Here is a 13,905-nt window from a genome sequence, read left to right on the forward strand (position 1 = left end):
GCCACCTCCTCTACTTTCATCGCTTTAGCAAGCAAGATCCGTTCGGTTAGTGGATCCCGCCGCCTATTCTCGCTGTACACAGCCTGCTTGACGCCTATAAGCCAACTTAGCGAAATACTTACCACCAATTATGTAATGGAGGCTGCCACGTGAGTGTCGTTGCAAGTCGTTACGAGCGTCTGGGGCCGTCGCTCTCCCTGCTTGCTGATGAGGCCGTTTTAGCTCAAGCATGGAAGAAAGCCGATGCGTATATTCGGCGACATAACTGGTACGCCGACATTCTAGAATTGGAGCAAGTCTCTCTCTTGCTTCCGCAAACTTTGCGAGCTTGGCAGTCGCAGATTTCTTGGGGCGATCACACCTCCGCCAGCCCACTACGCTTGGTTCCCGCCCCAAAGAACGGCAAATGGCACTTTCCCTCTAAAAAAGATGGTGGCGACTGGAAATTCAAACCTACTCCGAAGTCCGACGACTCACTCCAGACCGAGCCTGATTTGCGTCCTCTCGCGCATGTCGGTATTCGCGAGCAAGTTATGGCGTCAGCCGTGATGCTATGTTTGGCTGATGCTGTGGAGACGCTGCAGGGCAATACAGACCCTACGACCTACTCCAGCAAGGCACAAGCTAGGCAGCAGGTTTGCAGTTACGGTAACCGACTTTTCTGCGACTGGCTTAAAGACTCAGATGACCGTCAGCAAGGGCGTTTTCGCTGGGGCAACGCAACCACCTATTCTCAGTTCTTTGTTGATTATGAGCGCTTTCTTGAGCGTCCGGCCGAGGTGTGCCGCGAAGCGCTTCCAACATTGCAGGACGAGCGGCTGTTCGTAGTAAAGCTCGACCTCGCCAAGTTTTACGATTGCGTGAGTCAACCTGCGGTGGTGACACGCTTGCGCACTCTGTACCAGAATTACGCAACCAAATTCTCAATACCTTATGTAACTTCAGAAGCAGAGCCATTCTGGCAAGCAGTGGAAAAAATTCTTTGCTGGCAGTGGCATGTCGGCGACTCAGATGGGCGTGCAGACCTGAAGTTGGGGCTACCCCAGGGATTGGTGGCAAGTGGGTTCTTCGCTAACGGGTATATGCATGATTTTGATCAGATGATACTTGGGGGGGTGGCTCAGAGGACTGGCATTCCCATCAAGGTGAACGGCAGTACGGTAACAGCGCGCTTGGTTGACTACTGCCGCTACGTAGACGACATGCGCCTGGTGGTGGCGATTCCTAACGAAGCAGCAAACAGTATGGCGCTTGAGACCATCGCAAATGACATGAGCGATTGGGCTAACAGTCAGATTGGTTGGTGCTTCAAGGATGCGCACAATGGACTGGAAATCAAGAAAGAAAAGTCCGAGGCTGTTGCCTGGGAGGATTTCGCGGTACAAGGCAGTACGTCCCGCTTCATGCGTGGCGTGAATGGACAAATCAGTTCAGCCCCTGACCCTGCTACGTTGCTGCAGGCTACCGGCAGCTTAGACCATTTGCTCTGGCTGGCGGACGCGCTAGACGACGCTGGCGACGTCGATGAGAACCCACTGGCATTGGCTCGGATTTCGCTTCCGCGAGCGGACGTACGCGATGACACAGTTAAACGCTTCGCGGCCAACCGCTTGCGCCAAGTATTACGAATGCGTCGTAGCATGGCTGATCCTGAACTACCTGCCGAAGATACTCTGTCGAATACCGAAGTGACCGAGCGCCAAGCTCTCGATCACGAAATGGAGACAATTGCGAGGAAGTTGGTTGCATGCTGGTCTCGCAATCCAGCTTTGGCCAGCGTACTGCGCTGTGGGTTAGACATCTTCCCATCGACGGAGCTACTCCGGCCGGTCCTTCAGGCGTTGCAGATGAAACTGAAATCTGGTGTAAATCGAGCAGAGCGTGAGGTGTCGCTGTTCGTATTATCTGACCTGCTAAGGGCCGGCGCAGTGGAGACAGGACTGCATCGCCCAGAAAGCTACCCGGCTTTAGCGGATATAGCCGGGTATCGCAAAGAACTTTTGCAGACGGCTCTAGAGGTAATCGCCGCTCCCGACCTTCCTTGGTACCTGCATCAACAGGCGGCCCTCTTTCTAGCGGTCATGCAGTACCCGGTATTGTTGCCCCCGTTACCCGAATTGATTTCGTATAACGCGTTGCATTCGGCCTTGCGCTTCTCACCGCCTTTCACTCCTGAGCTCTCCACTGCGCTAACGGCAGGGCTATTGGTTATGCGAATCACAGGCCAGCGCGACAAGTTTGTGATCTGGCTTGGTAGTTGGCTGCAAAATCTATCTATCAAAGACGCCAACAAACTAATCGATGATATTGCCATGATCGAACCAAGGGTCCTGGGCGAGCTTCACGCTGCGTGGATTGGCAGAGGTAAAGTCGGTTGGGTCAAGCATGTAGATCGGTATCTATCTCCACCTCAAACTCAAGAAACCTCGGTACGCCTTAAAGACTGGCGTGGAGGTAAGCGCTCACTTCTGACAATAGTGACTCATCCTGAAAATCCATTTGTTCAGGAAAATGCGTTACTCAAATTGACGGTCGAGCTGTTGAAAGCTGCGCCATCGGGCCTACTCGATCAAGATGGTCTCAGTTTGGACTGGTTGTTTGTAGAGTGCGCGGACTGGGGCAGGATTCAAGACCCTAGCACTCAGATCATCTTGACGTTTAAAGCTCCCAACAAGATTGTGCAGCCTTGGAACGAGAAACCATCATGGTGTTCGGACGAACTGGCCTGGGCGTATCGTCTTGGCCGGCTCTTGCGCTCCGCCATCATCGGGGAAAGCGACTTCACTACTCGTTTTTTCCCGCTACGTGAGGAGCAATTTAATAGCTATCGAGGTATTCAGAGCAGTTGGTACAAACGTCGCCTGGGGTTGATGCCCCTTAGTCGCGGACTGGGGGAAGAGCCTACTCCCATTTCGCCATGGCTCAACGAGCTGGTCATGAGACTGCTGCAGTGGCCTGGCTTGGAGATCAACAGGAACGTGGTGGTAGGATTCGCCAAAGTTGCAATCCCGTCCGACTTGCTTTTCCTGGTCAAGGCACGCTTGGCAGAGCAAGGGCGTATTTTCGGAAGGCAATCCAATCTTCCTGCTTACCTTTTGCCGATTGAGTGCGCGAAGGCTACAAACCTGAGCGCTTTCAAGGTCGCACTGGTCCAGTCTTTGATGCCTAAGGATGCCGACTTTTCTGAAGGTGATCCGCTGCACTGGACAGAACCTTACCGCGCCAGGCACAGAGCGCATCTTGCGGCTATGTGCCGCTTGCTAGGACAGCAGCTTTCGGCTGCACGCTTCGCGAACCGGAAAGTCACCACGCAGCGCAAAACCCAACTAGACCTAATTGTCTTCCCTGAACTCGCCATCCATCCCGACGACATGTGGCTTTTGCATAGGCTGTCGGATAGCACAGGTGCAGTGATATTTGCTGGTCAAACCTTCGTAGAGCACCCATACCTCAAAAAACCCATAAACCGGGCTGTGTGGCTTCTGCGACAGGAGAGTGCCGCTGGTAGGCAGATCATTCGCGCCTATCAGGGCAAGGAGTACGGAATCCCTTGGGAAAAGAAGGCTGGCGTGGCGGGACACAGGCCCTACCAGGTCATCGTCGAATTCAAAGACAACCAGGGCGTTACGGCCAGACTGACCGGCGCCGTCTGCTATGACGCTACCGATCTGAAGCTCGCGGCCGACATGCGCGATATCACTGATGGTTTTGTAATCGCTGCGCTAAACAAGGACATCGGTACGTTCGACACCATGGCGACAGCTCTGCAATTCCATATGTACCAGCCCATCATGCTAGCTAACACCGGCCAGTATGGTGGCTCAAATGCTCAGGCGCCCTTCAAAGCGCACCATGAGCGGCAGATTGCCCACGTTCATGGAAACAATCAGGCTGTGATCAGTATCTTTGATGTGGACCTTCTAGCGTTTCAAAGCAGCCGAAATGCCGAGCAGGCGAAAGAGAAGAAAACTGCGCCTGCTGGGTTCGGTGGACGACGCTAAGCATGCACCTTGCGCCGGTAGGGTGGTGACGCAACCACCGGCGCCTAGAAGCGTACGCTTTCCGGGCGTACCACGCTGCGTGCCAGCCTAGCGTGCCAATACTGGCAGCATGCCTCCGACCCGATCTGGTAAAGTCCACGGCACGCCATAGGGACATAGCCAGCCATGGACAAGAAATCACTTTCCGAGCGGGACATCTGCAGTAAGTTCATCGCCCCAGCCGTTCAGCAAGCTGGATGGGACATGCTCAAGCAGGTGCGCGAGGAAGTCAGCTTTACCAAAGGCCGCATTATCGTCCGGGGCAAACTTCACAGCCGTGGCGAAGCACGCCGTGCCGACTTCATCCTCTACCACCAGGCCAACCTGCCTATCGCTGTAATCGAGGCAAAGGACAACAAGCACTCCGTTGGCTCCGGTATGCAACAGGCTCTGGGCTATGCAGAGGCGCTGGACGTGCCGTTCGTGTTCTCCAGCAATGGCGATGGTTTCCTGTTTCATGACCGCAGTGGCACAGGCAGCCAGGTAGAAACCGAACTCACCCTCAACCAATTCCCCAGCCCTGCCGAACTCTGGCGCCGCTACTGCCAGTGGAAGGGGCTGGATACTACAGCCCAGCACAAGATCGAAGCGCCCTACTACGACGACGGCTCCGGGCGCATGCCGCGCTATTACCAGATAAATGCCATCAACCGCACCGTCGAAGCCGTAGCGCGTGGCCAAGACCGTATCCTGCTGGTGATGGCCACCGGCACCGGCAAGACCTACACAGCCTTCCAAATCATCTGGCGACTGTGGAAATCGAAACAGAAGAAACGCATCCTGTTTCTGGCCGACCGCAACATCCTGGTCGACCAGACCAAGAACAACGACTTCAAGCCCTTCGGCCAGGCGATGACCAAAATCGCCAAACGTCAGATCGATACCTCCTACGAGATCTACCTGTCGCTCTATCAAGCCGTCACCGGCACTGATGAGGAGATGAACATCTACAAGCAGTTCTCCCGCGACTTCTTCGACCTGATCGTGATCGACGAATGCCACCGTGGCAGCGCCGCCGAGGATTCCGCCTGGCGTGAAATCCTCGACTACTTCTCCAGCGCCACCCACGTTGGCCTCACCGCCACACCGAAGGAAACCAAAGAGGTTTCCAGCATCACTTACTTCGGTGAGCCGATTTACAGCTACACCTTGAAGCAAGGCATCGAGGACGGCTTTCTCGCCCCCTACAAAGTGGTGCGCATCGACTTCGATAAAGACCTGCAAGGCTGGCGGCCCCCCAAAGGCATGCTCGATAAGAATGGCGAACTGATCGAAGACCGCATCTACAACCTCAAGGACATGGACCGCACCCTGGTTATCGAGGCGCGCACCCAACTGGTGGCGCAGAAGGTCACCGAACTCCTCAAGGCCACCGATCCATTTCAGAAAACCATCGTCTTCTGCGACGACATCAACCACGCCGAGCGCATGCGCCAGGCACTGGTCAACCTCAACCCCGAGCGTGTGGCCGAGAATCGCAAGTACGTCATGCGCATCACCGGCGATGACCAGGAAGGCAAGGCCGAGCTGGATAACTTCATCAACCCGGAAGAGCGCTACCCGGTGATTGCCACCACCAGCAAGCTGATGACCACCGGCGTCGATGCTCAGACCTGCAAGCTGATCGTGCTCGACCAGCACATCAAATCGATGACCGAGTTCAAGCAAATCATCGGTCGCGGCACTCGCATTAACGAGGACTACGGCAAGTACTGGTTCACCATCATGGACTTCAAAAAGGCCACCGAGCTGTTTGCCGACCCGGCCTTCGATGGAGACCCGGTGGTGATCTACGCCCCCGACGGTGACGACTCCCCCGTACCGCCCGACGATCCGCTTGCCGATGAAGACGGCATCAGCGCAGGCGATGCTACCGGTAGCGATAACCTGGAATTCACTGGCGAGGATGAAGGCAAAAAACGCATCAGGTACGTCATCGACAACGTCCCGATTTATGTCATCGCCGAGCGTGTGCAGTACTACGGCCCGGACGGCCGACTGATCACCGAATCGCTCCACGACTACACCCGCGCCTGCGTACAAAAGCAGTTCGCCTCACTGGATGACTTCCTCCGACGTTGGAGTGATTCCGAGCAAAAGAAAGTGATCATTGAGGAAATGGCCGTCCAGGGCGTGATGTGGGAAGCCCTAACCGAAGAAGTGGAAAAGAAACAGGGCAAGCCCCTCGATCCGTTTGACTTGATCTGCCACGTCGCCTTTGACCAGCCGGCCCTGTCACGCCGCGAGCGCGCCGAGCAGGTGAAAAAGCGCAACTACTTCGCAAAGTATTCCGGCGCAGCCCGCCAGGTGCTGGAGGCCCTGTTGGATAAATACGCCGATACCGGCATCGAGCATATAGAGGACATCAAAATCCTTCAGCTTGACCCTTTTAGCCAGTTCGGTGCGCCCATCGAGCTGGTCAAAGCCTTTGGCGGCAAGGCTGGCTACAACAAGGCTATCCACGAACTGGAAGACGAACTTTACGCAAGCTAAGGGCTAAGCACCGACGACATGCCAAAGCAGCAGTCCACACTATCCGGTAGAATTTCGCCCCCCCTTGCGGCACGCGTTGAGAGAACTTCATGTCCATTAGCTCCACCATCAAGTCCATCCAGGACATCATGCGCAAAGACGTTGGCGTAGACGGCGACGCCCAGCGCATTGGCCAGTTGGTTTGGTTGCTGTTCCTGAAAATCTTCGATGACCGTGAGCTGGAATGGGAGCTAATGGACGATAACTACCGCTCTCCTATCCCCGAGAGCTGCCGCTGGCGTAGCTGGGCCGCCGATCCGGAAGGCATGACCGGCGATGCACTGAAGGACTTTATCGACAACAACCTATTCCCCCAGTTGCAGAACCTGCACGAGTACAGCAACACGCCCTCAGCCTTTGTGGTGCGCAGCGTGTTTGAAGACGCCTACAACTACATGAAGTCCGGGCAGTTGCTGCGCCAGGTGATCAACAAGATTCAGGACGGCGTGGACTTCAACAAAGCCCAAGAGCGCCACGAGTTCGGCAATCTCTATGAGCAACTGCTACGAGACCTACAGAACGCAGGTAATGCTGGCGAATTCTACACACCGCGCCCAGTCACCGAGTTTATGGTGCGGATGGTCGATCCGAAGTTGGACGAAAAGGTCATGGACCCGGCCTGCGGCACCGGTGGTTTTCTCACTTGCGCCATCGAACACAAACGCAGCCGCTATGTAAAAACCGCCGAAGACGAACGCACCCTGCAGGCCAGCATTTTCGGCGTGGAGAAAAAGCCGCTACCGCACTTGCTGGCTACCACCAACATGATCCTGCACGGCATCGAGGTGCCGAACCAGATTCGCCACGACAACACCCTGAGCAAACCGCTAATCAGTTGGGGACCGAGTGAGCGCGTGCACTGCATCGTCGCCAATCCGCCGTTCGGTGGCATGGAAGAAGACGGCATCGAAACCAACTTCCCTACGGCCTTCCGCACTCGTGAGACTGCAGACCTGTTTTTGGTGCTGATCATGCAGCTGCTCAAAGACGGTGGCCGCGCCGCCGTGGTGCTTCCCGATGGCTTTCTGTTTGGCGAAGGCACCAAAAGCCGTATCAAGGAAAAGCTGCTCACGGAATGCAACCTGCATACCATCGTTCGCCTGCCCAACGGCGTTTTTAACCCCTATACCGGTATCAAGACCAACCTGCTGTTTTTCACCAAGGGCGCACCGACTAAACAGGTGTGGTTCTACGAACACCAGTACCCGGCCGGCGTTAAGAACTACTCCAAAACACGCCCCATGCGTATCGAAGAGTTTGCGGTGGAAGAAGCCTGGTGGGGCAACGAGGCCGATGGCTTTGCCGCACGGGTAGAGCACGAATTTGCCTGGAAGGTCAGCGCCGAAGAGCTACAAGCGCGCAACTGGAACCTGGATTGCAAAAACCCGCATATCGGCGAGCGGATCAGCCACGACCCGGACGAGCTGCTAAGCAACTACGCAGCTCTGCAAGGCGAAATCAGCGACCTGCGTGATCAGCTCAAAGCGGTACTGGCCGAAGCGCTGGAGCGTCAGGCATGACCACGTTGCTCACAGACAACCTTCCGCTGCTGGCCGGTGCGCCGAATGGCATTAAGAAGCTGCGCGAGCTGATTCTGGAACTGGCGGTGCGCGGCAAGTTGGTGCCGCAAGATCCAAGTGATGAGCCGGCCAGTGAGTTACTAAAGCGGATCGCGGCGGAAAAGACGCGATTGGTGACTGAGGGGAAGCTCAAGAAGCAGAAGCCGCTGGCTGAGATTGCTAATGAGGAAAGGCCGTTTGAGCTACCGGCAGGATGGGGGTGGTCCCAGCTTGGGCGGATTTCTAGTGATGTTCAATATGGCTTCACTGCATCCGCTGATCACCAAAGCGGAGAGCCCTTACTTCTCAGGATCACTGACATACAAAATGATGGGGTCAACTGGGATACCGTTCCTGGGTGTGATATTTCTCCGAGCGAAATTACCGGTTATGAGTTGAAAGATGGCGATATCGTTATTGCTCGAACAGGAGGGACCATTGGTAAGTCGTATCTTGTTTCAGGGCTTACCCATTCAGCTGTGTTTGCCTCATATCTGATCCGAATTGGCCGCCTTGACGCTATATTCCCTAACTTCACGAAGGTATTTTTGGGTTCTCAGTTTTATTGGAAGCAGCTTTATGCCAACTCAATGGGCACCGGGCAACCAAATGTAAACGGAACCGCGCTAAAAGGGCTGTTAATCCCGCTAGCCCCCATGGAGGAACAACACCGCATCGTCGCTAAAGTCGATGAGCTGATGACCCTGTGCGACCGAATGGAAGCCCAGCAGGCCGACTCCGAAAGCGCCCACGCCCAACTGGTACAAGTGCTGCTCGACAGCCTGACCCAAGCCAGCGACGCTACCGACTTCGCCACCAACTGGCAGTGCCTGGCCGAACACTTCCACACCCTGTTCACCACCGAACCCAGCATCGACCTCCTCAAACAAACCCTGATGCAACTTGCCGTGATGGGCAAATTGGTGCCGCAAGATCCCAACGATGAGTCGGCGAGTGAGTTTGTAAAACGTATCCAAGCCGAAAAACAAAGCTATCTAGCCAAATCGAAGGCTCGTAAACAAAAGGATCTGGCTGCCGATTTGCAACCGGAACCGCCTTTTGACGTCCCTGCCGGCTGGGAATGGCAAACCATTGATGATGTTTTACATGTGACCGGCGGGGTCACACTTGGACGAAAACTTGGCGGCCGCAAACTGTTATCCAAACCCTACCTCCGCGTGGCGAATGTCCAGCGTGGACGCTTGGAGATGGAGCGTATTAAGGAAGTCGAAGTTCCAGAAGACGAAGTCGAAAAGTACCTACTTCGGAACGGTGACCTGCTGATTACAGAAGGTGGTGATTGGGACAAAGTCGGGCGTACAGCAATTTGGCGTGATGAGTTGCCTGAATGCCTTCACCAAAACCATGTTTTCCGGGCGCGTGCAGTGGTAACAGATTGGGAGCCACGCTGGGCAGAGATGTATCTAAATTCTGCCTCAGCAAGAGAGTATTTCGCTGGTTCGTCAAAGCAGACTACAAACCTTGCTTCCATCAATATGACTCAACTTCGAGCATGCGCTTTCCCGCTACCGCCGCTCGGAGAACAACAGCGCATCGTCGCCAAAGTCGACCAACTAATGGCCCTCTGCGACCAACTCAAAACCCGCCTAACCCAGGCCCGTCAGTTGAACGCACAGTTGGCCAGCACCCTGGTCGAACGCTCCCTCGCCGAAGATAGCCAGCAGGGGCCCATAGCCACGGATCGGCAAGTAGCCCGCACCCTCCTCGCCGCAGAAGTCACCCATCGGCTGCATAGTCAACGCACCTTCGGCCAACGCAAGCTGCAGAAGGTGATCTACTTGGCCGAACACGTAGCGAGGCTCAACGCTATCCAAGGTGACTACCTGCGCGACGCAGCCGGCCCCCACGATCGCCAGTTGATGACTAAGGTCGAAGTCGAGCTGAAAAACCATCAATGGTATGAGCGCTTCGAGCGCGAGACTATTGGCCATGCTTATCGCCCGCTTTCCCAAGCAGGGCAGCATCGGCAGGCATATAGCAGGGCCTGGTCGGTCGCTGAGCGGGCCACCATTGAGCAGGTCATCGAACTAATGCGGGACTGGGATACAGATCGTTGCGAAATGACAGTGACGCTCTATGCCGCCTGGAACGACTTTATTCTCGAAGGCCGCCCGGTTTCCGATGACGCCATCGTGGACGAAGTCATGCATAGCTGGAACGACACCAAGCTGCGCTTTGGCAAACTCGAATGGTTGGCGGTACTCGCAGAGATGAAGAAGCACAAAATCCTAATGCCCACCGGCTTTGGCAAACGCACCACAGGCGGCATGCTCAGCTTGCCCGGTTTCGAGTAAACAAATACCTTTTAGCCGAGCCCTGCAAGATACAGATACGAAGCATACGGCTTATTCCAACTTCTCGCGGTATTCCAGTTGGTATTCCAAAGAAAAATACAAACTCATATTAATCAATTAAGTCAAATATCTAGCAACCCAGTTCAGATTACCCCGGCCCAATCGAAGCCAACAAAGCCCGCCAAGTGCGGGCTTTGTTGCATCGGGGGTTTGGCATCCAAACACTCAACGGCACCCCGCCCAGCGTCTCCACTCGAACGCCACGACAAATCCAGAACCTCCTACAAGAAAAAACTCTCGCTGGCACCCCGCTCCGTCCTAGGAAATTTCCCTCAAAACGCATCGACTTCCATGAACTAGCGGACGCTGCTTATCGAGGATAGCCTCAAGGTGTCGCTGCAAATCAGCGATCGGCTTTGACAGGCTGAAAACCGGAAACTTCCACTCTTCCAGATAAAACGGCATGCTTGCGCGCATGCAGCTTTTTCATGGCGGCTGTGCGTGGGGCATCTTCGGATGCACCGGTTTCCTGCGTTTCCGGTCTGTCAACCCGCGTATAGCTGCCACCCAATACTGTTTGACAGCAGGGTGTTGGCAGCTCCTCCAAACAACGCAGGAGCTCCACCATGAAGAAGATCACCCCCAACCCTCCAGAAACCGATACCCCCTCAGAAGCCGAAACCCTCGACCTGACCCAACTCTCCAAAGCCACCCAACGCGCCGTCAGCGCCCGCTTGCGCAACCCGAAACAGCCCGATCCCGTGAGTCATGTTTTCACCATCCTCCCCGACGTCGACACACCCACCCTGCTCGCTCACGCCAGCGAAACCCTGGCCTCCATGAACGTCATGACCACCGACTTGGCTGACCAGCTCGAAGGCTCGCATCGCAACGTGGCATTGGCGATGCAGCAACTGGCCGTGCTGGCCGAGATGTTGATCAATCGAGCGCTGGATAACCTCGATTCGCCCACGCCGGCGGTCACGCCCGTCTGCCACTGAGTGATTACGCTCGTTGATCGAATGGAGGTTTTGTCATGGATCGATACATGCCGATCACCGGCATCGACTGCACCATTGCGTCGCTGCTGATCGATACCGAAGCGCCGCTGGATGTGCTGCATGAAACGGCGGCCTACCGCATCCGCACCGCGACTCAATTGCTGGAGAGCTTCGCCGTAAGCGAAGGCGTTCACAGTGAGCTGGCGCGGGTGTTGGTGACTTCGTTGCGCGATGGTTGCGATTTGCTGGATGTGGTGGGGCGGCGGTTGCAGATGCAGGTTCCAGCGTCTTAACGAATCCGGCATAGGGAATCGTTGCCGCGCACCCAACGCAGAAAGGCACCTGACGAGCCTATCGCAGGTGCCTTTTTTGTGGGTTTGGAATGTTGCGAATGCCCCCGCGCGCTCAAGTATTCTTCAGGGGGCCCGCCAGTTTTCAGCGCACCTGCTGCGATTCAATGCACTATCCATGCGTGACGGGTATCGTGTTTCTCAACCATGCCTTCGCTACGGAACAGATGATGAACAAAAGCGTTTTATACGCCTTGGGTGCTGCAGCCCTCTTTGGTGCCAGCACACCCCTTGCCAAGGTCCTAGGGCTGAACGTTTCTCCCGTCTTGCTCGCCGGTTTGCTTTACCTGGGAAGCGGCTTGGGTCTCACAATCACCAGGCTGATCCGTGATCGCGGCTGGCAGCCTGTCGGTTTAACAATATCCGAATGGCCATGGCTCATTGGCGCTATCGCGTTCGGCGGAGTGTTGGGGCCGGTGTCTTTATTGTTCGGCCTTACTCTCACATCGGGTACCACTGCTTCGCTGTTGCTAAACCTTGAGGCGGTGTTGACCGCCCTGCTTGCCTGGATGGTTTTCAAGGAGAACGCCGACCGGCGGATCGTCGTGGGAATGATCGCAATAGTGGCGGGTGGCGTGCTCTTGGGTTGGCCTCAAACTTCCACAGATGTTCATGGTTGGGTTGGCCCGGTCGCAGTAGCGATTGCATGTTTTTGTTGGGCCATCGATAACAACCTGACCCGGAAGGTTTCCGCATCGGATGCATTGTTCATCGCAGGCATCAAAGGACTGGTCGCCGGGGTCGTCAACTGCGTTTTAGGGATTGCTCTTGGAATGCATCTCCCCGAACTATCTCTGCTGGGGCCAACGCTACTCGTAGGCTTTTTAGGCTACGGCGTTAGCCTGGTGCTATTCGTTCTGGCTTTACGGGGGCTTGGAACAGCACGCACAGGTGCGTACTTCTCTACTGCACCGTTCTTGGGGGCCGCCATTTCAATCCTGTTGTTAGGCGAAGCAGTGACATGGGTGTTTTGGGTTGCTGCAGGCCTGATGGGGCTTGGCGTCTGGATACACCTTACAGAGAGCCATTCTCACGAACACCAACACGATCCGCAAACACATGACCATCCGCATATTCACGATGAGCACCATCAACATGAACATGCCTTTGAGTGGGACGGCACTCAACCTCATAGCCATTTACACGACCATGCTCCCATCCAGCACAGTCATCCGCACTTTCCCGATATCCATCACAGGCACTCACACTGAGCGACTGAGCGACTAAGACGGACGGCAGCGTGACCATACGTTGAGTCGACAGCCATTTCGCAGAGACAGGTTCACCGCTCGTCGGGGATAAAATCTGGATGCTGATCAATGCTTCAGGTTTTTTATTCAGGCATGATCATCCCCCTCCAAATACCCGCAAGAGTGCATCCTCTGTACTCACGGGGCCGCAGACAAGGATGTGATTAGAAATGGAAAGGGAAATCATCTTAATGCGTCATGGCCAGCCGAATCTGACTGTGATCGACAAGATTTCATCACTCGATATGAAACACTGGATCGAACAATACGACCTGTCCGAAATCATCAACCAACTTGCCCCTGAGGCGAGTGTGGAGGTGGCCGCTACCGCCAAAGTGATCGTGTCGAGTACTGCGCCTCGGGCGTTGACATCCGTTCGGGCATTGGGCCTTCAGCCCAGCCTCGTAGACGAGATCTTCTGCGAGGCGCAGTTGCCCTATGGGCGATGGACACGGCCGCGCCTTTCACCGTTTACGTGGGCATTTATTCTTCGAATCCTATGGTTGTGCGGCTTCTCAGGGACGGTCGAGTCTGCCCGCAAGGCTAAAATACGGGCCAATACGGCAGCTCAACAACTTCAATCCCTTGCCAGCGAAGGGCCAGTTCTCCTGCTCGGCCATGGATTCATGAATCGAATGATCGCCAAGCGGTTGGAGGCTGCCGGATGGACTCGCCATAAAAGCAATGGCAACCGGTACTGGAGCGCGACGGCCTATCGGATGAATCAGGGTTAAGGCACGGCGATAGCCCTGCCTCGAAGGGTGATGGTCGCTCCGGGTTATGCGGGCTGAACGTAGCTAAAAAGAGTTTCTCTGACAGATTAGAGCCACGTCATCCTGGGAAATTTCCCGCAACCCG

Annotated in this window: 9 protein-coding genes; 8 read left to right on the forward strand and 1 reads right to left on the reverse strand. The window is 55.4% G+C overall.

The annotated features are described in order from the left end of the window. The first annotated feature begins 149 nt into the window (after nucleotides 1-149). The 4 genes from BK662_RS01315 to BK662_RS01330 all read left to right on the forward strand — a co-directional run bounded on the left by BK662_RS01315 (nucleotide 150) and on the right by BK662_RS01330 (nucleotide 10,446). Nucleotides 150-4,001, forward strand: a complete 3,852-nt coding sequence (locus BK662_RS01315) for an RNA-directed DNA polymerase (RefSeq protein WP_123356033.1) — start codon at nucleotides 150-152, stop codon at nucleotides 3,999-4,001. A 165-nt stretch (nucleotides 4,002-4,166) separates the two neighbouring features. Then, nucleotides 4,167-6,533 carry an EcoAI/FtnUII family type I restriction enzme subunit R gene (gene hsdR, locus BK662_RS01320; protein ID WP_123356035.1) on the forward strand — a complete coding sequence of 789 codons (2,367 nt, stop codon included), beginning with the start codon at nucleotides 4,167-4,169 and terminating at the stop codon, nucleotides 6,531-6,533. A gap of 89 nt (nucleotides 6,534-6,622) precedes the next feature. Next, nucleotides 6,623-8,092: a type I restriction-modification system subunit M gene (locus tag BK662_RS01325; RefSeq protein WP_123356037.1), complete on the forward strand. Its 1,470-nt coding sequence runs from the start codon at nucleotides 6,623-6,625 to the stop codon at nucleotides 8,090-8,092. Further along, nucleotides 8,089-10,446, forward strand: a complete 2,358-nt coding sequence (locus tag BK662_RS01330) for a restriction endonuclease subunit S (protein WP_123356039.1) — start codon at nucleotides 8,089-8,091, stop codon at nucleotides 10,444-10,446. The genes BK662_RS01325 and BK662_RS01330 overlap by 4 nt, the downstream gene beginning before the upstream one ends. A gap of 403 nt (nucleotides 10,447-10,849) precedes the next feature. Here the strand turns inward: BK662_RS01330 and BK662_RS34540 are convergent, their stop codons facing one another. Continuing rightward, on the reverse strand, nucleotides 10,850-11,086 hold the full coding sequence (locus BK662_RS34540) for a hypothetical protein (protein ID WP_148057904.1): 237 nt from the start codon (nucleotides 11,084-11,086) through the stop codon (nucleotides 10,850-10,852). On the opposite strand from BK662_RS34540, the gene BK662_RS01335 reads away from it, so the two are divergent. From BK662_RS01335 to BK662_RS01350, 4 genes are all read left to right on the forward strand, one after another. Beyond that, on the forward strand, nucleotides 11,073-11,447 hold the full coding sequence (locus BK662_RS01335; protein WP_123356041.1) for a DUF6124 family protein: 375 nt from the start codon (nucleotides 11,073-11,075) through the stop codon (nucleotides 11,445-11,447). The two genes, BK662_RS34540 and BK662_RS01335, sit on opposite strands and share 14 nt — an antisense overlap. Before the next feature lie 35 nt (nucleotides 11,448-11,482). Then, on the forward strand, nucleotides 11,483-11,740 hold the full coding sequence (locus tag BK662_RS01340) for a hypothetical protein (RefSeq protein WP_123356043.1): 258 nt from the start codon (nucleotides 11,483-11,485) through the stop codon (nucleotides 11,738-11,740). Nucleotides 11,741-11,967: 227 nt separating this feature from the next. Beyond that, nucleotides 11,968-13,008, forward strand: a complete 1,041-nt coding sequence (locus BK662_RS01345) for an EamA family transporter (protein WP_123356112.1) — start codon at nucleotides 11,968-11,970, stop codon at nucleotides 13,006-13,008. A gap of 209 nt (nucleotides 13,009-13,217) precedes the next feature. Then, nucleotides 13,218-13,781 (forward strand): histidine phosphatase family protein, encoded by a 564-nt coding sequence (locus BK662_RS01350; protein WP_123356045.1) that lies wholly within the window; start codon nucleotides 13,218-13,220, stop codon nucleotides 13,779-13,781. Nucleotides 13,782-13,905: the final 124 nt, after the last annotated feature.

The organism is Pseudomonas frederiksbergensis, assembly GCF_003732275.1.
GTDB lineage: Bacteria > Pseudomonadota > Gammaproteobacteria > Pseudomonadales > Pseudomonadaceae > Aquipseudomonas > Aquipseudomonas frederiksbergensis_H.

Bases quoted from the DNA above. Each gene is read 5' to 3' on its own strand.
- hsdR (WP_123356035.1), top strand. From the start codon at position 4,167: ATGGACAAGAAATCACTTTCCGAGCGGGACATCTGCAGTAAGTTCATC.
- BK662_RS01325 (WP_123356037.1), top strand. From the start codon at position 6,623: ATGTCCATTAGCTCCACCATCAAGTCCATCCAGGACATCATGCGCAAA.
- BK662_RS01330 (WP_123356039.1), top strand. From the start codon at position 8,089: ATGACCACGTTGCTCACAGACAACCTTCCGCTGCTGGCCGGTGCGCCG.
- BK662_RS01335 (WP_123356041.1), top strand. From the start codon at position 11,073: ATGAAGAAGATCACCCCCAACCCTCCAGAAACCGATACCCCCTCAGAA.
- BK662_RS01340 (WP_123356043.1), top strand. From the start codon at position 11,483: ATGGATCGATACATGCCGATCACCGGCATCGACTGCACCATTGCGTCG.
- BK662_RS01345 (WP_123356112.1), top strand. From the start codon at position 11,968: ATGAACAAAAGCGTTTTATACGCCTTGGGTGCTGCAGCCCTCTTTGGT.
- BK662_RS01350 (WP_123356045.1), top strand. From the start codon at position 13,218: ATGGAAAGGGAAATCATCTTAATGCGTCATGGCCAGCCGAATCTGACT.